A 23,777-nucleotide genomic window follows, 5' to 3' on the forward strand; every position below is an offset into this window, starting at 1 on the left:
CCATGAAACAACCCGCCCGACCCTCCGCGCAAGCCCGTTCCACCCCTGCCGGTGCGGCTCATGGCCGACCCGGCTCCCCGAACGGGGTGGTCACGGGCGGGGCGGTGTGGCGGTGGTCGGGCCGTACGACTTCACGCTTCCGGCGATCGCCGCGGCGATCGCGGTCGGGGCGCCGAAGAGGGTCGCCAGCCCGATGGCGACGTCGTCGCTCTCCTTGAAGCCGAAGACGAACTGGAGCTGATCACTGAAGGGTGTGCCCCACAGAAGCGGCGCCGCCCCGAGGACCGCCACGACGTAGAGCGCGCAGATCGCGCACAGCGTCCACGCGCCGGGAATCCTGCGGGCAAACGTGAACCCTGCTGCGACCGCCAGGACCCCGGTGCTGACGACGCCGCCGAACACGTTCACCACCACCACGCTGGACCAGATGCCGGTCGGCCCGTTGGCCAAGACGACGTTGGTGAGCGCGAACCAGGCGAACATGGCGGCGGCGAGCAGCGCCAGGCTGCCGGCGATCATCGCCGCCGGGGCATTCGCCCGAGGCTTGGGCGGCGCCGCCGGCGGGTTCGGCCCGCCGCCCCACGGCGCGGGTCCGCCCGCCATCGGCTGCTGACCGTACTGGGGAAACCCGTGCTGCGGTGGATTCGGCTGCATTCGCCCTCCTGGCGTATTTCGGCGAGTCGAACCTACCGCTCATCGGAGTCCGCGATACCTCCACGACCACAGGGCCCGTGCACCGCCTCCACCCCACCCCAGAGCGAGCACCGCACCCCAGAGCGGACACCTCACCCCACCGCAGAGTGAGCACCTCACCCGATCTGCGCGACCTCTCAGTGGTGCGCCACTCGTCGCCCATCTCGCCGTGGACTTTCGGTTTTTCAGGGCCGGTCCGTCCGCGGGGATCGGTCCGTTCGCTGGTCGGCCTTGTCGCCGTGCCGCGTGCAGGCGGTCTTCGGTGACAAGCAGCGCCAAAGGCGGGTGGGGGTCGGGCCCGGGTTGGATCGGGTCGGAGTGCGGGGGGATCGGTCCGTCTGCTGGGCGGCCTTCTCGCCGGGCCGCGTGCGGGCGGTCTTCGGTGACAAGCAGCGCCAAGGGCGGCGAGGGGTCGGGCTCGGTCGGATCGGGTCGGGTGCGCGGTGGTCGGGGTTGGCGACGGGGCGGCGACGGGCGGTGGTGGGTCGGGGTGCGCGGCAGACCACCGCCGCGTTTGGGGCGGGGGGTGTTGAGCCGCCGCAGCGCGACGGCCCGGACAAGTGCGCAGGTCAGGGGTTCGGGCGTGGCACCCCACCATCCCTTTCGTCTCACATGGTGGGAAATCGATGGGGGTCGCCATCCAGGATGAGCCCTCATGACACCTGGATGGCGACCCCTCCGCTTGCCGGGCCCGCACTGTCCGCGAAAACCGGACGCAAAGTCGCAATTCGGGCGCATGAAGGCGGATTCGCCCGGCTGCCAGTCCGCATGATGGACATGATCTTGATTCGGGGCCCGAATCCGTACCCCTCTGCCAGGAATCACGCGACCAAAAGGGACATAGGCCCCTAATTACCCTCCGTGGGTGCGGCTCTGCGCAGGTAGCCGTGCTTTCTGCTGAGCAGGGACGCGGGTGCGCGCGGGCGGCCCCGGGGAACCCGCCTCCGACCGCGCACCCCCGGCCGTCGCTGCCCCGTCGCCCACCCCGCCACTGCGCGCACGGACCGATACCGCCGAGCCCGGCCCCTTGCCGCCGTTGGTGCCGATTGTCCCCACCGCACACCCGGCCGGATACCGCTGGGGCCCGGCCCACCTCTCGCCTTTGGCGCTGCTTGTAACCACAGACCACCCGCACGCGGCACTGCGACAAGGCCGCCCAGCAGACGGACCGATCCAAAAAGCCTAACCTCCGTCTCGCCAACTCCTCAGACCTGCGCACGGTCTCGTCGGGGATGAGGGCGCGCGCTTCACGCCTGAGAGGAAGTCGGCCCACTCAACAGTGGGGATGGAGTGCTCGCAATGCCCAGGGTGATTGGAATCCCGCAGGTCCGCGCCATCTCGGTGTTCACCTGCTTCGACACGGTGAGCCGAGTTCGGCGGGGTGGATCCGCGTCAGGGGTGATTGGTGAGGAACTCGGTGATGGTTGTACGGAAAGCCTCGGGGGTCTCGGTCCAGGGGAGGTGGGCGGCGGACTTCAGGGTGATGCGGGTGACGCGGGGGAGTGCGTGCTCCAGGGAGTCGACCGACCAGCGGGGCCGGATGTCCTCGGCGCCGTCGATGATGAGCGTCGGCACGTCCAGTTCCGCGCAGGCGGCCCGCAGCTCCGGCGTCCCCCAGAGAGTGCGGTCCTCCGCAATGAGGGCGGCGTTGCACGCGAAGTTCACCCCGAACCACGGTTCGGCCATGCGCTCGGCGTGCTCCATGGCCCGGGCCGGGTCCGCGAAGTCCGCCGACCACTGGAGGACCGAGAACTCGCGGTCCTCGGCGCCGGTGCGGTCCTTGTGCTTGAGGGCCCGCCACCGCTCCAGGTGCGGGCCGAGCCGTTCGTCGCGTGCGCGGGCATAGGCGGCGTGCCAGGCGGCGTCCTGGTCGATGCCGGTGCCGGAGACGTAGACCAGCGCGCTCACGCGCTCGGGGTGTTCGATCGCGTACTGGAGCGCGAGCCGGGCGCCCCACGAGTGGCCGAGCAGCGCCATCCGCTCCAACCCGAAGTGCCGCCGCACCGCGTCGAGGTCGGCCAGCGTCCGCGCGGTGGAGTAGGGGCCGGTGCGCTGCGACCGGCCGCAGCCCCGCTGGTCCCAGCGGTACACGGCCAGGTCGGCGGCGAGCAGGTCGGCGACGCCACCGAAGGTGTCCCACAGTCCCGGCCCGCCGTGGCAGCAGACAAGGGGCTCGCCTCGGCCCGTCCGGTCCGCCCAGAGCCTGACACCGTCGTCGGCCGCGGCAGTCGATTCCATCCGGCGATTCTCGCGCGGAGCGTCGGCGCCGCGCACGGGGGTTGTCCACAGGGCCGCGAATCGCGGTGGCGGCGCGGGGAAGCGGAGGGACACCGTGGGGGCATGGCGGAACTCTCCAACGCGAACTCCCTCGCGGCGAGCCAGCACTGGGTGCTCTCCCGTGCGCAGGCGCTCGGCTGCGGGCTGAGTCCGGCCCAGATCGCCTCGCTGGTCCGGTCACGCAGGTGGCGCCGCCTACGCCCGGGCGTCTACCTCGCCCGGGGCGATCCCGCGCCGTCATTGGCGGCGCGGGTCGTCGCGGTGCAGCTCGCCTACGGCCCCCGCTCGGTCGCGGTGGGCCCCACCGCCGCGCGGCTGTGGCGCATCCAAGGGCTGCTGCCCGGGCCGGGCTACGACCACCTGCACCTGAGCGTCGCCGGGCGGGGCAGCAGTCGCGGCGGCGACGGCCTGCGGCTGCACGGCTGGACCGTCCCGCCGGGCGAGATCACCATGCGCGGCGGCATCCGCCTCACGACCCCCGCGCGCACCCTGCGCGACACCGTGCTGTGCACCGACCGCCACAGCGCCGTCAGCGCCATCGACTCGGCGCTGTACCAGGGCCTGGTTGCGCCCGCCGACCTCCCCGCCCTCGCCGAGGCCAACGCCGGCCGCCCCGGCGCCCCGCGCAGCCGCCCCTGGTGGGCCCTTGCCGATCCCCGCGCGCAGAGCACGTTCGAGTCCCGGCTCCGGCTCATCTGCGTCGACGCCGGTATCGCCCCCGAGACCCTGCAATACCCCGTGCGCGACTCCACCGGCGCGCCGGTGGGCTACGTCGACCTCGCCTGGCCCGGCCGCGGCGTCGCAGCCGAGGCCGACGGCACGGGCCCGCACACCCTGCCCGACGCCCTGTTCGGCGACCGCAGGCGGCAGAACGGCATCGCCGTGGCCCCCGAACGCCTCGTGCTGCTCCGGTTCGCCTGGCGCGACCTCGGGCGGCCCGCCGAGATCGCCGCCATGATCCGAGCGGCCCTGCGCCAGGGCGCCGCCCCCGCGCCGCGGACGGCTCCGTGAGCCTGATCCCGCCGCGTAGGGCGGCGCGGGTGGTGCCGCAGGTCTGGCACCGCGGCGGGCTCGACGCCGCAGCGCCGCTGCGCGCCGCGGGTCTGGCACCGCACCGCGGCGCGGGCGGCGCGGAGCACCGTGCTCCGCGCCGCCGGCGCCCTGGTCAACGGGTTACTGGGGCATCGGTTCGGTGTACCCGCCCACCGGGCGGGCCGTGTGCGGCAGGAACCGGCTCGGCGAACCCACATACGAGACGTACAGCGCGTCGCGGGCCCGGGTGCAGGTCATGAACAGCAGGGCGCGTTCCTGGTGGTACACGTGCTCCAGCGCCACAGGGTCGCCCTCGGCGGAGTCGATGGCCGCCTTGGGCGGCACCAGGGGGTCGCCCATGCCCACTACCGCCACACAGCGGAACTCCTGCCCCTTGAGCTTGTGCATGGTGCCGATCCGCACCGCCTCGCCCTGGTCGGCGGAGTCGAGCGCCGCGGTGATGATGCCGCGCGCCGCCAGTTCCTTGGCGACGTTGCGCACCACCCACTGGTTGCGGCCGGCCACCGCGATGGTCGACGCGTCGACCCCGGAGTCGAGCCAGGCGCGCACCTGGTCGCCGAGCGCGGTGAGCTCCTCGGACCTGTGGGCGCAGCCGCGCAGGACCGGGGCCGGGCCGTGCAGCACCGAGCGGTACCCGGCGGGCTCGGCCGAACCGTCGTCGGCGTTCGGTGCGACCGGCCCGAGCACCTGCGCCGCCCAGTCCAGGATCTCCTGGGTGACCCGGTGGCTCACCCGCAGCCGGTGGCCGCGCCCCCGCACGTTGATGCCGAGCGAGGCCAGCGAGACCCTGCTGTCGTAGCCGCGCTGGCCGGGGTCGCCGACGATGAACAGGTCGTCGGGTCCGGGTTCGACGGCCGCCCGGAGCAGCCGCCACTGGGCGGGGTGCAGGTCCTGCGCCTCGTCGACGAGGATGTGCCGGTAGCGCGGCCCGGGCCCGCGCAGCAGCCGCGCGGCTTCGAGCGCCACCTGCGGGTAGGTCCACTCGCCGCCGGCGCGCAGGGCGGCGCTGTAGCGGCGGATGATCTCCCACACGTGGACCCGGTGCTCGGGCGCCAGGTGCAGCAGCCGGCCGCTGCGCTCGCAGCGCACGTAGTCGGCGAGTTCGGTGAAGTCGCGGGCGAGGATCACCTGCTCCCATTCGTCGGCGAGGAACCGGCCGGAGTACGGGACGCCGTCGGCCCGCGCGGCGTCGCGCCAGCGCTCGCTCAGCGCGTCGTCGCCGAGCGTGACCGGCGCATGGCCGGTGTGCTCGTGGACGACGGAGCGGGCGAGGCCGTCGATGGTCAGGACGTCGATGCGCGACCGCGCCTCGGGGTCGGTCACGAGCCGGTCGAGCTGCGCGGAGAGGGTCTGGGCGAGCAGCCGGTTGACGGCGGTGAGCAGCACGGAGCTGCGCGGCTCGCCGGGGAAGAGGGCGGCGTCGAGCGACGCCAGCCGGGCCGCGCGGTGCAGCGCGATGACGGTCTTTCCGGTGCCGGGCCCGCCGCTGACCTGCGCCGACCCGGCGAACCGGGTGTCGGCCAGGACGCGGTGGTCGGGGTGCAGGCTGAGCTGCCAGTCGGCGAAGGGCAGGGAGAGGGCGTCGGCGAGCGCGGCGGGTCCGCTGACCGAGGGCGCCCCGAGCGGCCCGGCGGGCTGGTCGCGGAGGTCGAGGAGTTCGAGAGCGGCGGCGCTCACGGCTTCGTAGCGGCGGGCGAACGCCACGGCGTCGTCGTGGGGGCGCACCGCGACGATGCACGAGCGGCCGTGGTCGGCCGGCGCCACCACCATGGACCACTCCGGCCCGACCCGCACGAGGCGGACACGGGGGTCGCGCGCGCCGGGGACGGTTTCGAGGTGGTCGCGGGCGCCTGAGACGTAGGTCTGGACCATGGCGAGCGTGGCGCTCTGGACGGTGCTGCTGAGGTAGCCGAAATCGGACAGGAAGGTCGGAGCTATCGCGTACTGAGGCACGTCGTGCATTCCTCCGGTCATCGGCGTTGCGTGGAGCGTTGGAGCTGCGGGGGAACCGGCGGGAACCGGTGCCCTCACCCTCAAACATGCTCGCGCCGGAATTTGGGCAAACGCCCGTTCCGGGGCGATTGCCGACAGGTGTCCGGGCGCCGGAGGATGGCATGTCCATGCAGGTCATGGCATTGATTGGCACAGGTATTCGAGTCGGTTCCGGGACTTTGTCCGGGCGCGTTCGGCGACCTGCGGACTTGTCCACGATCCCTGGGTCCGAAAGCAGTCTTCTATGCGGTCCGAAACAGGGGAAATTGTGGGGTCAGAGGTCGCGGCGGCCGCGGGGGACGCGGCCGGACGCAGCAGTGAAAGTCACGGTCAGGGAACGATAGGCGGATTCCGGAGGAGACCGGCGCCGCCGAAACCCGGGCCCCGCGCTCGGACCGCTTTTCGGTTGCGGACCACGGGTCCCCGCCGCCCCGCGTCCCGGTCACGGACGACGGGTCTGCGCGGCAGGCGGGTAACGCACGTCACGCGCCGTGCGGTCCCGGTGCTGGGCCAGACTGGAGGCCCGGGTACCCACCCCCACTCGACCCCCGTCAGCCCCACTCAGGAGGCCACCGTGTCCATGCTCACCACGTTCCGCGTGATCGCGGCAGTCGAGGCGTTCACCTGGGTGGGCCTGCTGATCGGGATGCTGTTCAAGTACGTCGTCGCCGAGGAGGAGATCGGGGTCCAGATCTTCGGCATGGCGCACGGGATCGCGTTCATGGTCTACGTCCTGATCGCCCTGATCGCATGGGTGCGGCTGCGCTGGAGCCCGTGGACCGGGCTGCTGGCGCTGGTCGCGAGCGTCCCGCCGCTCGGCACGGTGGTGTTCGAGCGCTGGGCGACCCGGACCCGCCGGATCGCCCCGAGCGCCGCCGAGCCGGTGCTGGAGAACGCCGCCTGAGCGAGCGCCCCGGCCTCGGCCGCGCAGTGCGGCGCCGCCCCGGGACGGCGGCGGACCGAACCGGCCCAGGCCCATTGGGGGCGCGGCGGGACGCGACTACGATGAGACGGCCAGCGCAGGGTCGAGCATCGACAGGAGCGACGTGAGCCCAGACCGACCGGACGACCAGCGGAGCATGCGGGCCTCGGATTCCGACCGCGAGCGGGTGTCGGAGATCCTGCGCGAAGCAGCGGCCGAGGGCCGCATCACCCTGGACGAGCTCGACGACCGCCTCGACCGCAACTACCGGGCGCGCACCTACGCCGACCTCGAACCCATCACCGAGGACCTCCCCGTGCCCCGCGAGACCGGCGCCAACGTGGCCCGCACCGCCCCCGCCGGGCGGGTCGAGCCCACGGGCGAGACGCTGGAGCTCAAGGCCAAGGCGGGGACCATCGCCCGGCGCGGCAACTGGCGGGTGCCCGGCTCGATCGTGGTGGCCAACCCCTACGGCGACACCCGGCTCAACTTCCGCGAGGCGACCTTCGAGAGCTCGGTGGTCGAGATCGACCTCACCGCCTCGTGGGGCGAGGCGAAGTTCGTGCTGCCCGACGGCGCCAGCGCAGAGATCGATGTCGACACCTCGTGGTTCGGCAGTGTCGACAGCCGGGTGCCGGAGGTCCGCACGGGGCCCGCGCCGCATTTCAAGATCACCGGATCGGTCAAGGGCGGCTCGCTGAAGGTGCGCTACAAGATGCGCTTGGACGACTGGCTGAGCTGGGAGGAGTAGCCCCGCGGGCTCACCCGGCGGACTTCGTGCCGAGCGCGGTGCGGGTGAGTTCGGCGGCGCCGAACCGCTCGGGGTCGAGCCGGATCGACACCGCGGTGCCCGGCCGCACCAGCCAGAACACGAAACCGGACGTCCGCAGCCCGTGCCCCTCGGGGTGCTCGAACGCGACCAGGTGCCAATCGTCGGGGTCGTGCTCGTGGTACTCGGCGAGGAACGCGCGCAGCGACGCGAGGTCGCGCAGCCGCTCCCCGCGCATGACGTTCACCTTGGCGTCGACGCGGTGGCCGCCGTCGGGTAGCCGGCGCTCCCACACGCGCGAGGCGAACGCGACCCCGCCCCACTCGGTGCGGAAGTCGGCGACGCCGGTGCCGATGCCGTGGGGGAGGTGGGTGAGCACGAAACCGTCGACCTCCTCGGGGGAGCCGCGCACCGCGGGCCGCGCTGACGCGGTGAGCAGCAGTGCGGTCAGGACCAGCACCAGCGTAGGGGGTATGCGGAGGATCATGGCGGCTCCGATCGGAGGGGAGCCCCGGCGGGCTCCTGCCGTCCCAGGTTTCCGCCCGGGCGCGTCCCCGCGCCACCCCGGTTCCGCCGCCTGTGGATACCGAGCCCGTGGCGGTGGGCCGCTCCGGCAGCCCCGCCCTGGCGCTCCTGACCCGGTGTCCCTGTTCGGGTACTGCCGTCTGCCCTTGGTCGCGTACCGCCGTCCCCGGAGCCCCCGCTCCGGTCGGTACGTGAAACCCGCTGCGGGCCGTGCGTGCCGTGCGGGCGGTGCGGCGCCCGCGATCGGCGCCGCTTAGAACGGCGTGATGGTGACCGTGACCGACTTCGGGGCGTGGTCCTGGACGTAGGACGCGAAGTCGGCGACGTCGTCGAACGCGAAGCCGTACGCCTTACCGTCGACCATGTTCTCGTGCAGGATGCGCGAGTAGTGGTTGCTGATCTCGGTCTGGTAGAAGGTCGCGGCGTCGCGCGTGGGCTGGTCGGCGTGCGAGAGCAGCGTCGACCGGTTGAATCCGGCGCCGAGGATCGCCGCCACGGGGCCGGTCGTGGGGTCGTTGGGGGCGGCGAGCGCCCCGTCGCAGAACAGCACGTCGCGGGTCGAGGGCTTCTCGAACGGGGTGACGCCGCCGTCGAACTTGAGGAGTCCGTCGGCGACCCGCCCGGTGAAGGTGCCCTCGTTGGTGGTGACCTTGAGGTCGTTGCCGGCGTAGTGGGACCACACCTCGTCGATGTAGGGGGCGAAGTAGTCGTCGGGGAACGCGCCGAGGTCGAGGCCGTGGCTCGGCGCGATGATCCGCATGCGGTCGCCGACGATGAGCGGGGAAAGGTCGGGGTCCGCGGCGATGGCGTCGAAGATCCGGTCGCGTCCGCCCTCGACGAGCCGGCCGGTGGTCTGGTCCTTCTCCCCTTTCAGGTTGATGGCGATCGGCGCGCTGAACTGGTCGACCATGGAGGAGTTGCAGTACATGCCGTCGTCGGAGGCGCCGGAGCTCTTGTGGGTGAACTCGAAGGTGTCGTAGAGGACGTTGTAGCTGGGGTCGCCCTCGACGTGCCCGGCCGGGTACTGGAGTGCGGGCTTGCCGTTGCCGTCGACCACCACCTTGAACTTCAGCTTGTCCTCGAACGCGAGGTACATGCGGCCGGAGAGCGGCTGGGGCAGCGAGATCTGCGTCTCCCCGTCGGACAGCGGGATGCTGTAGTCGGTGAACCCGCCGTCGGTGTTGTCGGACTCCTTGACGGGGGTCAGCGCCCCGTCGGCGGTGACATGGCACTGCTCCTGGGTGTCGAGGTTGGTCCCGACGATGTAGGCGCGTACCGCGCTGTTGGGGTAGCGCCCGCTGTTGTTGACGATGGTCAGCGGCAGCGATGCGGCCCGCGCCCCCTTTGTGCCGGCGAGGGCGGCGGTCGGGGTGCCGGCGGGTGCGAACCCCGCGACGCCCGCTGCGCCCGCCGCGACGGCGGTGACTCCGAGACCGCTGAGGAATGATCGTCGACTGATCATGATCGGCTCCTTTCCGAAGTGACCAATGTGTCGACCATGGAATCGGAACGTCAATGCGGGGTCACCGAGCGTTCCATCGCCGTGCTGGTCGTGGCCTTGATGCGTGACATAGATCACACATTCAGAGTGGAAGCGCTCCCATTCGGAGTCCGCGCGCCCGCCGCCGCCCGCCGCCGCCCGCCGTGCCGGGCCCGACCCGGCGGCACCGGGCCCGCGGCGTACCTATCCTGCATGGGGACCTCGATTCGCCGTCCCGCACCGAACACCCGCGCTTTGGGGACAGCCCGTGGAATACCGCATCATCGCCGACCTGATGCCGCCGGAGGACACCGGCGACCTCGACGGCCTCCAGCAGTACGGGGTATCCGCCCTGGTCTCGGAGTGGCTCGACCGCGCCGCGACCATCAAAGGGCCCGACGGCGTGGAGATCACCCCGTTCGGCCACGACCTCTACGTGCACGGCGCGGGCGTCGTCATCGAACTCCTCGTGGAGGCGCCGGCCCTCGCCTTCGCCGAGAACGGCGCCGAGGCGCTGCTGCGCGAGATCATGGAGCGCACCGAACTGCTCGACGACTGGCTGCTCGGAAAGTGCGAGGTCACCGTCACCGACGCCGAGCTCGCCGAGGCCGTCGAGGCGTTCGCCGACGACGCACCCGGCCAGGGGCCGCCGTCGGAGCACCCGGAGGCCGACGTCGAGGGGTGCCGCACCCGCCTCGCCGCCGAATCGGCGCGGCTGCGCGCCTTCGACGCCACGGCCTTCGACCCGGCCGCGCCGCACGGGCAGGCCCCGCAGGGCGACGCGGCGATCGCCGCGGGAGCGCTCCTGGAGTCCGCGGTGGTGCTCACCGACGAGTTGTTCGTCGACGCGCTCACCCTCGAACAGGAGGCCCAGAGCGTCGAGGACGACGGCGAGGAGCCCACCGCCGCCGACTGCGAGGTGCTCCTCGCGCTGCACGATCTCCCGCGGCACTGGCACGACCGGTTCGACGCGCTCTTCGCCAAGCGGTTCCTGATGGCGTCGGCGGCCGTGTTCGCCCGCCTTACCGAGACCGAGTGGACCCCGCCGACCTGCACCGCCGAGGCGCTGGCGCTGCACCTGCTGGTCGAGCACGCCAAGAACGCGCTCGCCGACCAGGCCGGCTTCGCCGACGATGCCGCCGAGTCGGTGTTCGCCGTGTTCGACACCGCCGCCTACACCGACTTCGACCACCGCTGGATCTTCTGGTCCCCCGACACAGCGGGGGTCTCCGCCGAGCCGCCCGCCGTCGAGACCTGGTTCACCCGGCGCGACCCCGGCGGCCACCCGTACCTCCACGACCTCCCCGAGGCCGGCTGACCGCCGCCGGGGTCACGCGCCGCGGCTGCTCAGCCGGAACAGCGCGGTGCGCGCCTCCTTGCGGACGGCGGCGTCGGAGTGGTGCTCGCCCAACCAGCTCAGCAGGAACGCCGCCTCCGGGTGCTGGTGCTCCACCGCGAGGTCGATGATCGAGGGGACGCCGCCCTGGCGGCGCACCGGCAGGTCGGCGATCTGCTCGTCGTCCATCAGGTCCATGCGGGCCATGGCCGCGATCGCGTCGACCGTGTGCCATTCGAGGTCGTCGGCCTGGAGGTCGGACTCCTTGCGGAAACCCGCGTGGAACAGCCAGGTGCGCGCCAGCCGGCCGGCGGCGGGGACCTCCAGCAGCTCCTCGTAGACGGGGCGCGCCAGCAGCGCGCGTTCGGCGGTCGCGGCGCTCACCGTGGCGCGGTGGGTGCTGTCGTCGGTGCGGACCGCCACAGCGGTCAGCTCCCGCACCGCCGACTCGATGTCGCGCGCCTCGATCCACGCCTCCAGGTCGAGGTCGCCGCCCGGCTCGCCGGACGCCGCGCGCTCGACCAGCACCTCGGCGCTCTCGGCCATGAGCTCGTCGAAGGTGCGGATGTCGTAGCCGGCGTCGGTGAGCTCCCGGTAGGCCGCCCACTCGCCGAGCGGGGTCAGCGACACGACCGGGCCCCCGGCGGCGTCGGCGTCCTGGCCGTGCTCCTCGCGGACGACGGCGCCGTGGCGCCGCAGCTCGCCGAGCACGAACCCGGCCGCGCGGTCGAACAGCGCGACCTGCCCGGTGGCGGGCGCGCTGTCGTCCAGGGCACCGCACATGTCGGCGACGAGCTCGCCCACCAGGTTCTCGGGCATGGGCAGCCGCTCCATGAACAGCACCATGAGGACCTGCTCGACGACGTCCTCCGGGTCGGCGTCGAACGCCTCGTCGAAGCCGTCCTCGTCGAGCTCGGTGATGTCGAGCAGGTCGTCGGCGATCGACTCGAATCCGAAGTCCCAGACCAGCACGGGGTCGCCGGCGCGCGGGTCGGCATCGGCGTCGGCGGCGACGTCGTCGTACATGTCGTCGAGGGCGTCGAACTCCTCCTTGAGCGCGGCGTACCCGGGGGCCGCGGTGATGGCGGCGTCGAGTGCGGCGCCCTCCAGCAGCACCGGCGCCCGCCAGGACGCGCCGAAGCGCCCGGCCCCGGACAGGAAGGACGGCGGCGGCTCGATGCTGCCGTCGGCGAGCCCCGAGAGCAGCGCGAAGTCGACGTCGATCTCGCCGGCGTCGACCCGCCGCTCGAAGTCGGCGACCTGCTCCGGGTCCTCGATGTCGATGTCGTTGTCGACCATGACCTCGGTCATGTAGGAGGCGATGTGGTGCTCGGCGCGGTTCGCCGCGGCGCGCTGGTAGCCCTCGGCGACCTCGCCGATGACCGCCAGCAGCTCCGCGACGGAGTCGGAGCGGGGATCCCACCACTCCTGCTCGGTGAGGAGGCCGAACCACGCCTCCAAAGCGGTGCGGACCGCGTCCTCCGAGGGCAGGTCGGCGCCGCCGAGCCGCGGCAGCCAGTCGAGCAGCAGGGCGGCGACGTCGCCGCGGTGCCACTGGGCGAGCTGCCCGTCGCCGCCGGCGTCGGGCTCGCCGAACTTGTAGTCGAGAACGGTCTTGAGCACCGACGGCGACACCGAGCCGCCGCGTTCGCGCACGCGCGCGGCGAACCGGGAGCGGTACTCATCGAACGTGTCCTGATCGGCGTTCGTGAACACCAGGCGCATGGCGGCAACCCCAACGAGAAGAGAGAACGGGCGAGGCGGAAGCACGGTCGGCCGCGTGGTCGACCCGTTCCGGCCTCCCATCGTAGAGATGCGCACCGACCCGATACGCCGCGCCGGTGCCCGGCCGCGCCGTGCGGCGGGCACCGGTCGGGCACTGCCGCGACGTCCGGGTCAGTACGGCCATTCCTCGACGGTCACCCGCGGGACGGCCGCCCCCTCGACCGCGCACATCTCGTCCCTGCCGCCGGTGGGGGCGTAGGTGCCGCCGTCGCCCTCGAACTCCAGGTAGACCTGGATCCCGGCGACGTCGCGGGGATCGCAGTCCGCGGGGTCGTGGTTGGCCGGGTCGGGCTGGGCCACGGTCAGCAGGGCCTGCCCGCCGGGGGCCACGACGAACGACGGGCGGTCGGTGCCGTCGCCGTACTCGGCCCACGAGCCGACCCGGTCGCCGTTGTACTCGTCGATCCAGTGGGTGCCGACCCGCCGCGACAGGTCGCACGGCTCGTTCTGCGGGTCGCCGTCGCCGCCGATTCGGATCATGGCGAACTCGATGTAGGTGGTCCCCGCCGCGGCCTTGCGGTCGTTCTCGATGATCTTGAAGTCGCCGGTCACGCACGGCCGCGCCTCGGCGTGCGACGCCGGCGGGGCGGCGGACGCCGACGGGTCGGCCGCCGGCTGGGCCGCGGCCAATGGCGCGCCGATGGCGATGGCGGGCACCGCCGCGGCGGCCCCCAGCAGGCAGCGCGCGGCCCAGGCGCGGCCGGTCGGCATTCCCGTGTTCGCCCTCGTGGACTTCCCCATGATCTCCCCCTTGGTGTGTCCCCTCATCCCATGAGACGGGGACACCGCGGGCGGAGTTCGCCGGGCGGCCGTGCGCATGCTGGCCGAAGCCGGACGTTTGCGCAGGTAAACCGGTTACGGTCGGACGCGTGGGGCCCGCCGGGCGCCGGTCAGCCGGCGGCCTCGGCGAGCGCCGTGAAGATCATCGCGGTGGACGCGGCGCCGGGGTCCTCGTGGCCCTGGCTGCGCTGGCCCAGGTAGGACGCGCGGCCCTTCCGCGCCTGGAGGGGGATGGTGGACGCGGCGCCGTCGGCGGCGGCCTTCGCCGCGGCATGGGCCGCGGCGGGGAGGTCGGCCCCCGACTCCGCCGCGGCGCGCAGCGCCTCCAGCGCGGGGGTCAGGGCGTCGACCATCGTCTTGTCGCCGACCTGGGCCGACCCGAGCTTGCGCACGGCGGCCAGCCCGGCGTCGAGGGCGTCGGCGAGGTCCGCCGGGGTCGGCGCCGACTGGGTGAGCCGCTTGCCGGCCGCGCGGAACAGCGAGCCGTACAGCGGCCCCGAGGCGCCGCCGACCTTGGATATGAGGGTGCTCCCCGTCGTGACCAGGACATCGCCGGGGGTGGCGGCCGGGTGGGTCGCCAGCGCGGCGTCGACCGCGGTGAACCCGCGGTGCAGGTTGTTTCCGTGGTCGGCGTCGCCGATCGCGGAGTCGAGCCGGGTCAGCCGGTCCTTCCCGGCCTCGACGGACGCGGCGATGGCGCGCACCCAGGCGCGGGCGGTCTTGATGTCCATTGCTTCCTCACTCCTCTACTCCAGCACAGCCCTGCCCCCTCCGAACCCGCGCCCCTCGGCGCGCGGTAGGTCAGATCCCCCAGCGCAGCGACGGGGTGCGCACCGGCGCGTCCCACAGGTGCACGAAGGACTCCTCGGCCTTGCACACCGTGATCGAGCACCCGGCCATGTCGAGGCTGGTGACGTAGTCGCCGACGAGGTTGCGGGCGATGGTCACGCCGTGGTCGGCCAGGATCGCGGCGACCCGGCCGTAGACCAGGTACAGCTCGCTGAGCGGGGTGGCGCCCATGCCGTTGACGAGCACGATCGCATCGGAGCCCGATCCGAGGTCGCGGTGGTCGGCCAGGATCGCCGCCATCATGTCGGCGACGATCTCGTCGGCGGGGCGCATCTTCTCCCTGCTGCGGCCGGGCTCGCCGTGGATGCCGACACCGACCTCGATCTCGTCCTCGGGCAGGTCGAACCCCGGACGGTCGGCGCCGGGCGTGGTGCTCGCCGTGAGTGCGACGGCGAACGAGCGCGACGCGGCGTTGACCCTGCGGCCGATGTCGGCGACCACGCCGAGGCCGTCGCCGCGCTCGGCCGCCGCGCCGGCGATCTTCTCGACGAGCAGTGTCGCGCCGGTGCCGCGGCGGCCCGCCGTGAACGTGGAGTCCTGCACGGCGACGTCGTCGTCGACCAGGACGGTCTCGACCCGGATCCCGTCGTCGCCGGCGAGATCGGCCGCCATGTCGAAGTTCATGACGTCGCCGGTGTAGTTCTTCACGACGAACACCACGCCGGCGCCGGTGTCGACGGCAGCGGCGGCGGCGAGCATCTGGTCGGGGACCGGCGACGTGAAGATCTCGCCGGGGCACGCGGCGGCCAGCATGCCGTCGCCGACGAACCCGGCGTGCAGCGGCTCGTGGCCCGAGCCGCCGCCCGACACCAGGGCCACCCGGCCGTCGGCGACCCCTTCGGAGCGGGTGACCACCCGGTTCTCGATGTCGACCCGGAGGGCGGGATGCGCCGCCCCGAGCCCGGCGAGGCTGTCTGCGAGGAACGAATCGGCGGTGTTCAGGAACTTCTTCACGGCCACATCCTTAGACGAAAAGGAGTCTGCATCGCGGTCCTGGTGCCGTCCTTCGGCGCGAACGGCGGTCTAGCCTTGGTGCACATGAGCGAACTAGTCGGAATCGTACTCGTGTCGCACAGCGAGCGCCTTGCCTCCGGGCTGCGCGACCTGGTGGCGGAGCTTCTCGGCGCGTCGTCGCCGCCCGCTGTCGCGGGAGGCACCGAGGACGGCGGCATCGGCACCAGCGACACGCTGATCCGGGCCGCCATCGCGCAGGCCGACAGCGGCAGGGGCGTGGTGCTGCTGCCCGACATCGGCAGCGCGGTCCTGACCGCCAGGATCGTGCTGGACGACGATCCGCGCCCCGACGTGGTCCTGGTCGACGCGCCCTTCGTGGAGGGCGCGGTCGCGGCGGCGGTCACCGCGTCGAGCGGCGCGGACCTCGACACCGTCGTCCAGGCGGCGAAGGACGCCCGGAGCGCGGTGAAGTTCTGACCCGGCGCGGCCGGCGGCACCGGCCGCGCGGCGTCACCTGCTGCTGTCGAGCGAGCCCATGAGCGCACCGAACTCGTCCTCGGTGATGGTCGCCGCGCAGGAGGCGACCGACCACCCCGTGAGTTCGCGGAAGTCGCGGACCAGGATGGTCACCAGGCTGCGCGCCGCGTGCTCGGCAAAGGCCAGCGTGGGCGCTTCGAGGTGCAGCGCGAGGTGCGCGCCGTGCTCGTGGACGGTGACGGTGCGCCCGTCGAGAACGGCGCAGGCGCCGTCGCTGCGCGCCATCCTGCTGCCGGGGACGAGGAAGCCCGTCATGAGGTTCGCGGTGCTGAAGCGCCGATAGCGGCGCATGGGGGTGATGGCGGCGGGGGCGGCGAGGCGCGCGGCGATGTGGTAGCGCATGGACGCTCCAAAAGGGGCCAAAAGGGGGACGTGAAAGGGGCGCGCAGCGGGGGCGCCCCCTCATTCTGGGGATGGCGCGGGGCATTTGGGAAGTGTGCGGGGCGTCACATCATCGGACCACTGCGAGCGATGCGCCGCGGCGCCGGATCGGCCCGCCCGACGGGCATCTCACGCCGCGGGCAGGAACGGGCTCGGCTCGCCGTGCCAGGACACGAACAGCGCCTCGCGGGCGCGCGTGCAGGCGACGTAGAGGAGGTTGCGCTGCGCCGCGAGATCGGCCGCGTGCTGCCCTTCGTCCAGCGCCGCGCTCGCCACCCGGTCGAGCTGCGGAAGGGCGTCCTTGGTGACCCCGGTGACCGCGACGGCGCGGAACTCCAGCCCCTTGACGCCGTGCATGGTGGTGACCCGCACGATCTCGGTGTCGTCGACCGTGTGCTCCTGCGGGTTGAACACCGCGGCGGGCAGCCCGACGGCGCGCAGGTGGGCGACGGTGTCCTCGCGGAGCCGCCGGGTGCGGGTGGTCACGCAGATGTCGCCCGGCGCGATGCCGTCGTCCAGCCAGGACCGGACCTGGGCGGCGAGCGCCGCCAGCTCGGACCCGCGGTCGGCCGCGCCGTGCAGGACCGGCGGGCGGCCGGTCAGCAGCGAGCGGGTGAGACCGGGCGGCTCGGGGGCGGACTCGCCGAGCTCGGTGACCGGCTGGTCGCGTAGGATCTCGCCGGCCCAGGTGAGGATCTCGGTGGTCGTGCGGTAGTTCACCCTCAGCGGGAAGGACCGGCCGACGATCCTGATGCCGAGCTGGGCGAACGACACCGAGCTGTCGTAGATGCGCTGGCGGTTGTCGCCGGCGATGAAGAGGTCGTCGGGGCCGGGCGGCACGGCGGCGCGCAGTGTGCGCCACTGCGCGGGGTGGAGGTCCTGGGCCTCGTCCACGACGACGTTGGTGTAGGGCTTCTCGGTGCGCTGCGCCAGGATCCGCGCCGCCTCGGCGTGCAGCTCCAGAGTCGGCAGCCGCCTGGTGCGGCGCATCCAGGCGCGGGTCTCGGCGACGACGTGCCAGACGTCGCGCCGCTGCTCGACGCTGAGCGGGGTGCTGCGGCCCTGGCGGGCGTCGGGGTCGAGGTAGCCGTCGACGGTCGCGATGCCCTTGGCCATGATGACGTGCCGGTACTCCTGCACGAGGAAGTCGGCCGGCCAGGGGAGGCCGTGCTTGCGCGCGACGTTGGCGAACATCCCCAGTACGTCGTTGTCGGAGCGGAAGCCCAGTTCGGGGTGCTCGTCGCGGACGACGTCGAGCGCGAGCTTGTCGGCGGTGACGACGTCGACGTCGGTCAGCAGCTCCGCGTCGAGGAGCAGCGCGAGGTCGCGTTGCAGCGCGCGCACCAGGGCGTTGGTGAAGCTGGTGAGCAGCACCCGGCCGTCGAGGGGGAGGCGCTCGGTGAGGTGCTTGACCCGGTGCAGCGCGACGACGGTCTTGCCGGTGCCGGGGCCGCCGCTGACCGCCGCGGGCCCGTTGAAGTGCGGCCGGTAGGCGAGGTCGCGCTGCTTGGGGTGCAGGAACACCCGCCAGGCGTCGAACTCGCGGCCCAGGACGTCCTCGACCTCCTCGTCGTCGTTGACCATGACGACGCGGTGGCGGGTGTTGCGGATGGCGCGGTCGTAGTCGTCGGGCCCCACGTCGCCGCCGCCGACCGCGCGGCGCGGCTGCACGACCTCGCGCATGACGCGGTCGGGGGAGTCGCCGTCGGCGAGGTGGAGGAGGACGTCGTACTGGTCCTGCGGGACGGCGGGCGCCCAGCCGGTGAGCTCCGCGCGCTCCGTGAGCGTGCGGCAGAACGCGATGATCTCGGCGTCGATGCCGAGCTGGCGCAGCGCGGCGTCGCTCACCCGGTCGAACAGGTGGGGGTCGGCGGCGGGCTCCGGCGGCTCGGGGGCCTTGGCGTGCCGGTCGAGCGCTGTGGCGTCGCGGCGCTCGAGGGTGCCCATGACGGTGTTGACGTCGTGCCGCTGCCCGCCGGCCCATTCCTCGGCCGACTCGCGCGGCAGCAGGTGGATCAGCAGGAAGGTCTCGCCGGACTCCGGGGCGAGCATGATGCCGGTCCAGGAGTCGCTGACGCGGAAGGTGTGGATGCGGGGGTCCTGCCCGCCGGTGAGCGGCCGGATGCGGAGGTCGGGGTGGGCGAAGAGGGCGCGCAGGGAGAGTTCGCGGAACTTGCGGGTGGCGGCGAGGAGCCGGTCGCGGGTGGCACGGTCGAGCTTCTCGTATTGGGGCAGGCACGCGGAGTCGATGGCCAGCTGCGGCATAGGCATCCTTCGTGACGGGCCGTTGATTCCGCTACGGCGGCCGCACATCCGATGTTGCCTGTGCCGCCGCCGTCCCGGTCGCTGTCGCCCCCTTTGTAACCCCTGGTGGTGACAGAGCGATAGCGGGCATGGCGGCGGGGTGCCGCGTTCCGGCGTGCAGCGCGGCGCCCCGCCCGGGTCCCGGCGCTCAGACCAGCCAGAACACCAGGTGCGTGATCCCGGCGACCAGCGGGATCGAGATGACCGTGCGCAGGAAGAACAGGATGACGCAGTCGCGCAGGCCGATCGGGATGTCCAACTCCAGCAGCAGCGGGATGGTGGCGGAGAAGAACAGGATCTGGCTGAGCGAGAGGACCGCGACGAAGAACTTGGCCTCGATGGCGAGGCCCGTGCTCAGCAGCGCGGGCAGGAACATCTCGCTGATCCCGATGAGGCTCGCGGGGGCCACGGTCGCGGCGTCGGGGATGCCGAGCAGCGCGATCACCGGCTCCAGCGGGCGCCCCAGCCAGGCGAACACCGGCGTGTGCTCGGCGACCAGCACGGCGAGCGTGCCCACGGCCAGGATCGTGGGGACGATGACCAGCGCCAGCCGGAACCCCTCGGCGAGGGCGCGCGCCGATTCGCGCACGACGCCGTCGGACTCTCCCGCGCGCCGCACCCCGCTGCGGACGGCCGAGCGCAGCAGCGGGCGCTCCGGTGCCGGTTCCGGGTTCGCCTCGCCGACGTAGTCGTCGGGCTTGCGCGAGAGCGGGGGGATCCGGACGAGGACGATCGACAGCACGATCGAGATCAGCAGCACCGAGCCGACGATGACGGGGAAGAACGGCATCAGGTCCAGCGTCGCGGTGACCACGGCGAAGAAGCCGAGGCTCACCGAACTGAAGCAGGTGGCGAGGACGATGGCCTCGCGCGCGCTGTAGCGGCCCTCCAGGTACATCCGGTTGGTCACGTAGAGGCCGATGGAGTAGCTGCCGACGAAGGACGCGAGGGCGTCCAGGGCGCCGCGGCCCGGCACCTTGAACACCGGGCGCATGACGGGCCGGGCGAGGGTGCCGATGAACTCCAGGCCGCCGAAGGACACCAGCAGGGTCACGAACACCGCGCCGATCGGCACGATGACGGCGACGGCGACGACCACGCTGTCGAAGATCATCGGCCCGACCCCGTCGGCGAGCACCGCCGCCGGCCCGGTGTCCGCGACGATCATCACCGCGAGGACCGCGCCGAGAAGCCGGAGCCCGGTGAAGACCGGGCCGGTGGCGAACATCTTGAGGTCGAACCGGCCCGTGGGGACCAGCCCGCGCTTCTGGAGCGCGGCGGCCACGGTCAGCGCCGCGGCGAGCAGCACGGCGGCGAGCGCGTAGTAGCGGACCGCACCGGGCGCCACGTCCTGGATCCCGCTGACGAGCAGGTCGAAGGGGATGGTCCAACTGCCGTTGGCGGGGATCGGCAGCAGGAAGAACACGAGGCCGAGCAGGGTCGCCAGAACGAACCGGGCGCGGTTGCGCGGGACGGCCTCCGCGGTCTCGATTCCCTCGGACATCGGCGGTCCTCCTCAGTGGGGTGCGACGGGGCAGGGCGCCGCTGTGCGGCGGCGCGGGACGCGTTTCATTGTGTCCGCGCTCACCCCGCCCGCCCCGGCGCCCGCGATGACGGCCTAGTTTCCGACCGCTTCCCACGGCGCTGACCAGCGCAGACACCGACCGTAAAGTCTGAGATCCCAGACAGATTCCCGGTGCGACCGCCGTTCCACCCTGGTCGCCGGCCCTCGGAAGGGGTGCGGAGGCGACCGGCCGTGCGGCGGGCGCAGCGCGGGCCGGGGCTGCGCCCGCCGCACGGCCGGATGTGTACCCTGCCGGATGTCCGCCTGCCGGATGAGTGCTCAGAGTGCCGAAATCCCTATGGTTTAGGGCTTCTGGGAACGTTTTTCGGCCAAGCTGTGGACAGATCGGTGTCCGGCCCTAAACATAGAGTGCGCGATCGGTACCCACGAGTGCTGCCGGAGTTCGTCGGAGAGGACGGGATGAGCCACCAGGTAGCGCGGACAGGAGGCGGGCTGCCGCCCGATCGTCGAGGGAGTGCTCCTGTCATCGCCGCCATCGGTGTCGGCGCCGCGGTCCTCCTCACCCTCTCGACCGTCCTCGGCATGCTCGACGTGCCCTCCGTCGTGCAGATCCTGATCACCGCCCCGAGCACGCTCGTCGGCGCGCTCGTGACCGTCTTCGGGCGGCCCCTCATCGATGTCGTCCGCGGCTGGTTCCGACCCTCGGCGACGCGGGCGCCCGCCGAACTGCCGATCTACAGCGAGCGGTTCACCGGCTACGTCGACCAGATGGCCGGGATGAAGGCCCGCTTCGACCGGTTCCCGCGAGGCGGGCTGCGCGGGATGCTCCGGCCCCGCCCGCGACCGGGGACGCTCCCCGCCCGCTCCCCGCTGGTCGTCGCCGTCACCGGCGTGTCGGGCACCGGCAAGACCCAGCTGGTCACCCAGGTCGCCCATGAGATGGCCGACCGGTTCCCCGACGGCCAGCGCTGGGTCGACCTCTACGACGACCACGAAAGCGAGGCCCCGGAGGAGTTCCCGCCGCACCTGCCCGGCCCGGACAGCCCGGCGCGCATCCGGTGGCCGTGGAACCTGGGGCGCCGCGAGCCCGACAGTCCCGCGCCGAACGGGGCCGCCACCCGCGGGCCGGCGCCGCGCCGCACCGACAAGGTCCTCGTGGACCTGCTCCGGTCGCTCGGCGGCCGCCCCCGCACCGACGCGCCGCGCCAGGAGCTCATCCGCCTGTGGCGCACCCTGACCCACACCAAGCGGCTGCTCATCGTCCTCGACAACGCCAAGGACGCCGCGCAGGTGGCGGACCTGCTGCCCAACGGCCCCCGCTGCGCCGTGCTCATCACCAGCCGCCGCTCGTTCTCCGACGCGCCGTTCGAGTGCGACGAGTACGTCCTCAACGGCATCACCCGCGACGAGGGCCTGCGGCTGCTGGGCAAGCTCGCACCGGAATGGTTCGCGCCGGGAGCGGGCGCGGTGGACCGCTCGACCGCGCTCGCCATCGTCGACCGCTGCCACCGGCTGCCCCTTGCGCTGCGGCTGTGCGGGGGGCGGCTGGCGGCGCGGTCCGGGCCCAGCCCCACCGAGCTGCTGCGCGAACTCGACACGCTCGCCCGGAACCCGCTGCTGCACGCCACGGGCGGGTTCGCCACCGCCTTCGAGTACACGCTGAAGGAGTGCCGCCGGCTCGACCGGCTGCTGCTCAAGCGCATCGCCGACTCCGGGCTCTCATCGGTGTCGGCGTGGTCGGCCGCCGCCCTGCTGGACAGCTCCGTCGAGGTCGCCCAGGCGCGGCTGGCCGAGTTGCAGAACCGGTTCCTCGTCGCGGCGGTGCGCTCGGGCGACGGCCGCTACCGGCTGCACGACCTGATCCGCGACTTCCTGCGCCGGGTCACGCCCGACCAGATCGGCCTCGACCTCCAGGAGCGCGACGACTGGTCCGAGACAGAGAGCGACGCCGCCGCCGTCCGGCTGATCACCGCCTACACCTGGCTGGCCGAGCGCGCGGCGAACGCCATCGGCAGGGTCGACGCAGCGTTCGCCCAGCCGGAGACCACGGCGCTGCACCCCGACCGCAAGTTCGGCATCCGCGAGCCCGCCGACCCCGACGCCTGGCTGGCGCGCGAACGCCGCTCCGTCCTCGCCTGCATCACCCTCGCCGAACGGCACGGCAACCCCGAACTCGGCTGGCGGCTGGCCCGCGCCCTCACCTCCATGTGCCAGTCGCGCCGCGTGTACTGGGTCGACTGGGAGGAGAGCACCCGGGCGCAGGAGCGGACCGCGCACGCGTTCGGCGACCGGCTCGCCCTCGGCATGGCCCTGCTCGACTGCGCGGAGTTCACCGGCAACCAGGGCGACTACGAGCAGGGCGCGGAGTACGCGCTGAAGGCCCAGTCGATCCTGGGGCGGGTGGCCCGCCCCGACCCGTTGTGGCTGGCGCGCGCCCGCCGCGCCATCGGCGTGAACCTGCACCGCCGCGGCGACCTCGACGACGGCCTGCTGGAGCTCGCCGGGGCGGCGTCGGCGTTCGGCGCGCACGGCCAGGCGTGGTGGCGGGCCCGGACCCTCGCGAACATGGCCGAGGTCCACAACCACCTCGACCTGCACCGCCGCGCCCAAGAGCTGGTCCTGGAGGCGTGCGCGCTGTTCGAGGCCGAGGGCGACTGGGAGCAGTACTACAAGGCCCGCGTCCTGCTCGCCGAGGTACTACCCGAACGGGGCCGGCACCTCTACGCCTGGTTCGTCCTGGTCGACGCGCGCAAGCGCTTCGAGGAGCGGGGCGACTCCTGGTACGTGGCGCGCTGCCTGCGCGCCTCGGCCGAACTCGACGGCGACGAGCTCACGCGCCAGTACAACAAGTGCGACGCCGCGCTCGCCCCCACCCGCAGGGACCGCGCGTGGTCCTGGCTGCGGTCGCGCCGCGGCCCCGTCGCCGACCCCGACCCCTCCGTTCTCTCCGCTGCGGAACAGGAGGCGAAGGAGCTGCTGGGGGAGTACTGGGAGGTGCGCGACTTCGAGTTCGGCCCGAACCCCGGCCGGACCCGCCGCGCCCGCCGCTACGCCGCGCGGGAGGAGTGGACCTTCGTCCGCCGCGTGCAGATGCTGAGCGAGGCCATCCGCATCTTCCAGGGCATGGGCGACCAGTGGGGGGTCAGCCGCACCCGGCTGGTGCTCGGCCGCGTGCAGATCCACAGCGGCGCGGTGGACGCCGGCGCGCAGACCATGCGCGCAGCGGCAGAGGGCTTCGACGAGCTGCGCGACCAGTGGTGGCACGCGCGCTCCCACCTCCAGACCGCGCGGCACCTGTACAACGCCCGGCGCCCCCTGGAGGCCCTGCGGCACGCGCGCGACGCCGAGAAGGTGTACCGCAGGCTCGCCAACCACACCGGCCGAATCAGGGTGTTCACCCTGCTGGGGCGCATCCTCGAAACCCTCGAGGACAACGAGGGCGCCGAGCGCCACTGGCGGGAGGCGCTCGACGCGGCGCGCGAGCACGGCGAGGACGTGCGCCACCTCGACGCCTACGAGAACCTGCGCGGCATGCTCGGCCCCGACTGGGACGCCGACCCGCCCGACGCCGACACAAGGGTGGCCGAGGACGGCGACGGCGGCGACGCCCGCTGA

Annotated in this window: 18 protein-coding genes and 1 pseudogene; 6 read left to right on the plus strand and 13 right to left on the minus strand. The window is 72.9% G+C overall.

Going from position 1 to position 23,777, the window contains the following annotated elements:
* Positions 1-90: 90 nt before the first annotated feature.
* The 3 genes and pseudogenes from CLV63_RS23260 to CLV63_RS23270 all read right to left on the minus strand — a co-directional run bounded on the left by CLV63_RS23260 (position 91) and on the right by CLV63_RS23270 (position 2,931).
* Positions 91-654, minus strand: coding sequence for a hypothetical protein (locus CLV63_RS23260; protein WP_106585318.1), 564 nt, complete (start codon positions 652-654; stop codon positions 91-93).
* A gap of 1,221 nt (positions 655-1,875) precedes the next feature.
* Positions 1,876-2,055, minus strand: a pseudogene (locus tag CLV63_RS35300) (hypothetical protein); the annotation flags it as partial.
* A 30-nt stretch (positions 2,056-2,085) separates the two neighbouring features.
* Positions 2,086-2,931, minus strand: a complete 846-nt coding sequence (locus CLV63_RS23270; protein ID WP_106585393.1) for an alpha/beta fold hydrolase — start codon at positions 2,929-2,931, stop codon at positions 2,086-2,088.
* A 102-nt stretch (positions 2,932-3,033) separates the two neighbouring features.
* Between CLV63_RS23270 and CLV63_RS23275 the strand changes: the two genes are divergently transcribed.
* Positions 3,034-3,981: a type IV toxin-antitoxin system AbiEi family antitoxin domain-containing protein gene (locus CLV63_RS23275; RefSeq protein ID WP_106585319.1), complete on the plus strand. Its 948-nt coding sequence runs from the start codon at positions 3,034-3,036 to the stop codon at positions 3,979-3,981.
* A 162-nt stretch (positions 3,982-4,143) separates the two neighbouring features.
* On the opposite strand, the gene CLV63_RS23280 is transcribed toward CLV63_RS23275, so the two are convergent.
* Positions 4,144-5,976 (minus strand): UvrD-helicase domain-containing protein, encoded by a 1,833-nt coding sequence (locus tag CLV63_RS23280; RefSeq protein ID WP_106585394.1) that lies wholly within the window; start codon positions 5,974-5,976, stop codon positions 4,144-4,146.
* 619 nt (positions 5,977-6,595) lie between these two features.
* Between CLV63_RS23280 and CLV63_RS23285 the strand changes: the two genes are divergently transcribed.
* Both CLV63_RS23285 and CLV63_RS23290 read left to right on the plus strand, forming a co-directional pair.
* Positions 6,596-6,919: a DUF3817 domain-containing protein gene (locus CLV63_RS23285; RefSeq protein WP_106585395.1), complete on the plus strand. Its 324-nt coding sequence runs from the start codon at positions 6,596-6,598 to the stop codon at positions 6,917-6,919.
* Between the two features lie 142 nt (positions 6,920-7,061).
* On the plus strand, positions 7,062-7,688 hold the full coding sequence (locus CLV63_RS23290; protein ID WP_106585320.1) for a DUF1707 SHOCT-like domain-containing protein: 627 nt from the start codon (positions 7,062-7,064) through the stop codon (positions 7,686-7,688).
* Positions 7,689-7,698: 10 nt separating this feature from the next.
* Here the strand turns inward: CLV63_RS23290 and CLV63_RS23295 are convergent, their stop codons facing one another.
* Both CLV63_RS23295 and CLV63_RS23300 read right to left on the minus strand, forming a co-directional pair.
* The gene (locus CLV63_RS23295) at positions 7,699-8,193 is read right to left on the minus strand and encodes a hypothetical protein (RefSeq protein WP_106585321.1); all 495 of its coding nucleotides are present in this window, start codon (positions 8,191-8,193) and stop codon (positions 7,699-7,701) included.
* A 291-nt stretch (positions 8,194-8,484) separates the two neighbouring features.
* Positions 8,485-9,693: a beta-1,3-glucanase family protein gene (locus CLV63_RS23300; RefSeq protein ID WP_106585322.1), complete on the minus strand. Its 1,209-nt coding sequence runs from the start codon at positions 9,691-9,693 to the stop codon at positions 8,485-8,487.
* 286 nt (positions 9,694-9,979) lie between these two features.
* Between CLV63_RS23300 and CLV63_RS23305 the strand changes: the two genes are divergently transcribed.
* Entirely contained in the window at positions 9,980-11,029 is a 1,050-nt protein-coding gene (locus CLV63_RS23305; protein ID WP_106585323.1) for a hypothetical protein, read from the plus strand.
* A gap of 12 nt (positions 11,030-11,041) precedes the next feature.
* Here CLV63_RS23305 and CLV63_RS23310 read toward each other — a convergent pair whose 3' ends face one another.
* The 4 genes from CLV63_RS23310 to dhaK all read right to left on the minus strand — a co-directional run bounded on the left by CLV63_RS23310 (position 11,042) and on the right by dhaK (position 15,415).
* Positions 11,042-12,772: a hypothetical protein gene (locus CLV63_RS23310; protein WP_106585324.1), complete on the minus strand. Its 1,731-nt coding sequence runs from the start codon at positions 12,770-12,772 to the stop codon at positions 11,042-11,044.
* A gap of 171 nt (positions 12,773-12,943) precedes the next feature.
* Positions 12,944-13,573, minus strand: coding sequence for a DUF4232 domain-containing protein (locus tag CLV63_RS23315; RefSeq protein WP_146165636.1), 630 nt, complete (start codon positions 13,571-13,573; stop codon positions 12,944-12,946).
* A 149-nt stretch (positions 13,574-13,722) separates the two neighbouring features.
* Positions 13,723-14,343, minus strand: coding sequence for a dihydroxyacetone kinase subunit DhaL (gene dhaL, locus CLV63_RS23320; RefSeq protein WP_106585326.1), 621 nt, complete (start codon positions 14,341-14,343; stop codon positions 13,723-13,725).
* 70 nt (positions 14,344-14,413) lie between these two features.
* Positions 14,414-15,415: a dihydroxyacetone kinase subunit DhaK gene (dhaK, locus tag CLV63_RS23325; protein WP_106585327.1), complete on the minus strand. Its 1,002-nt coding sequence runs from the start codon at positions 15,413-15,415 to the stop codon at positions 14,414-14,416.
* 84 nt (positions 15,416-15,499) lie between these two features.
* Between dhaK and dhaM the strand changes: the two genes are divergently transcribed.
* A complete protein-coding gene (gene dhaM / locus CLV63_RS23330) occupies positions 15,500-15,892 on the plus strand; it encodes a dihydroxyacetone kinase phosphoryl donor subunit DhaM (protein ID WP_106585396.1) in 393 nt (130 codons plus the stop codon).
* A 33-nt stretch (positions 15,893-15,925) separates the two neighbouring features.
* On the opposite strand, the gene CLV63_RS23335 is transcribed toward dhaM, so the two are convergent.
* The 3 genes from CLV63_RS23335 to CLV63_RS23345 form a co-directional block, all read right to left on the minus strand.
* Entirely contained in the window at positions 15,926-16,294 is a 369-nt protein-coding gene (locus CLV63_RS23335; protein WP_106585328.1) for a hypothetical protein, read from the minus strand.
* 168 nt (positions 16,295-16,462) lie between these two features.
* Positions 16,463-18,598, minus strand: a complete 2,136-nt coding sequence (locus CLV63_RS23340) for a UvrD-helicase domain-containing protein (protein WP_106585329.1) — start codon at positions 18,596-18,598, stop codon at positions 16,463-16,465.
* 187 nt (positions 18,599-18,785) lie between these two features.
* Positions 18,786-20,141 carry a YjiH family protein gene (locus CLV63_RS23345; RefSeq protein WP_106585330.1) on the minus strand — a complete coding sequence of 452 codons (1,356 nt, stop codon included), beginning with the start codon at positions 20,139-20,141 and terminating at the stop codon, positions 18,786-18,788.
* Between the two features lie 480 nt (positions 20,142-20,621).
* Here CLV63_RS23345 and CLV63_RS23350 point away from each other — a divergent pair, with 480 nt between their 5' ends.
* Positions 20,622-23,777, plus strand: coding sequence for a tetratricopeptide repeat protein (locus tag CLV63_RS23350; protein WP_146165637.1), 3,156 nt, complete (start codon positions 20,622-20,624; stop codon positions 23,775-23,777).

The organism is Murinocardiopsis flavida, assembly GCF_003014485.1.
Taxonomy (GTDB): Bacteria; Actinomycetota; Actinomycetes; order Streptosporangiales; family Streptosporangiaceae; genus Murinocardiopsis; species Murinocardiopsis flavida.

Coding starts and splice junctions, on each gene's coding strand:
- CLV63_RS23260 (WP_106585318.1), bottom strand. CDS start 654: ATGCAGCCGAATCCACCGCAGCACGGGTTTCCCCAGTACGGTCAGCAG.
- CLV63_RS23270 (WP_106585393.1), bottom strand. CDS start 2,931: ATGGAATCGACTGCCGCGGCCGACGACGGTGTCAGGCTCTGGGCGGAC.
- CLV63_RS23275 (WP_106585319.1), top strand. CDS start 3,034: ATGGCGGAACTCTCCAACGCGAACTCCCTCGCGGCGAGCCAGCACTGG.
- CLV63_RS23285 (WP_106585395.1), top strand. CDS start 6,596: ATGCTCACCACGTTCCGCGTGATCGCGGCAGTCGAGGCGTTCACCTGG.
- CLV63_RS23295 (WP_106585321.1), bottom strand. CDS start 8,193: ATGATCCTCCGCATACCCCCTACGCTGGTGCTGGTCCTGACCGCACTG.
- CLV63_RS23300 (WP_106585322.1), bottom strand. CDS start 9,693: ATGATCAGTCGACGATCATTCCTCAGCGGTCTCGGAGTCACCGCCGTC.
- CLV63_RS23310 (WP_106585324.1), bottom strand. CDS start 12,772: ATGCGCCTGGTGTTCACGAACGCCGATCAGGACACGTTCGATGAGTAC.
- CLV63_RS23315 (WP_146165636.1), bottom strand. CDS start 13,573: ATGGGGAAGTCCACGAGGGCGAACACGGGAATGCCGACCGGCCGCGCC.
- dhaL (WP_106585326.1), bottom strand. CDS start 14,343: ATGGACATCAAGACCGCCCGCGCCTGGGTGCGCGCCATCGCCGCGTCC.
- dhaM (WP_106585396.1), top strand. CDS start 15,500: ATGAGCGAACTAGTCGGAATCGTACTCGTGTCGCACAGCGAGCGCCTT.
- CLV63_RS23335 (WP_106585328.1), bottom strand. CDS start 16,294: ATGCGCTACCACATCGCCGCGCGCCTCGCCGCCCCCGCCGCCATCACC.
- CLV63_RS23340 (WP_106585329.1), bottom strand. CDS start 18,598: ATGCCGCAGCTGGCCATCGACTCCGCGTGCCTGCCCCAATACGAGAAG.
- CLV63_RS23345 (WP_106585330.1), bottom strand. CDS start 20,141: ATGTCCGAGGGAATCGAGACCGCGGAGGCCGTCCCGCGCAACCGCGCC.
- CLV63_RS23350 (WP_146165637.1), top strand. CDS start 20,622: ATGAGCCACCAGGTAGCGCGGACAGGAGGCGGGCTGCCGCCCGATCGT.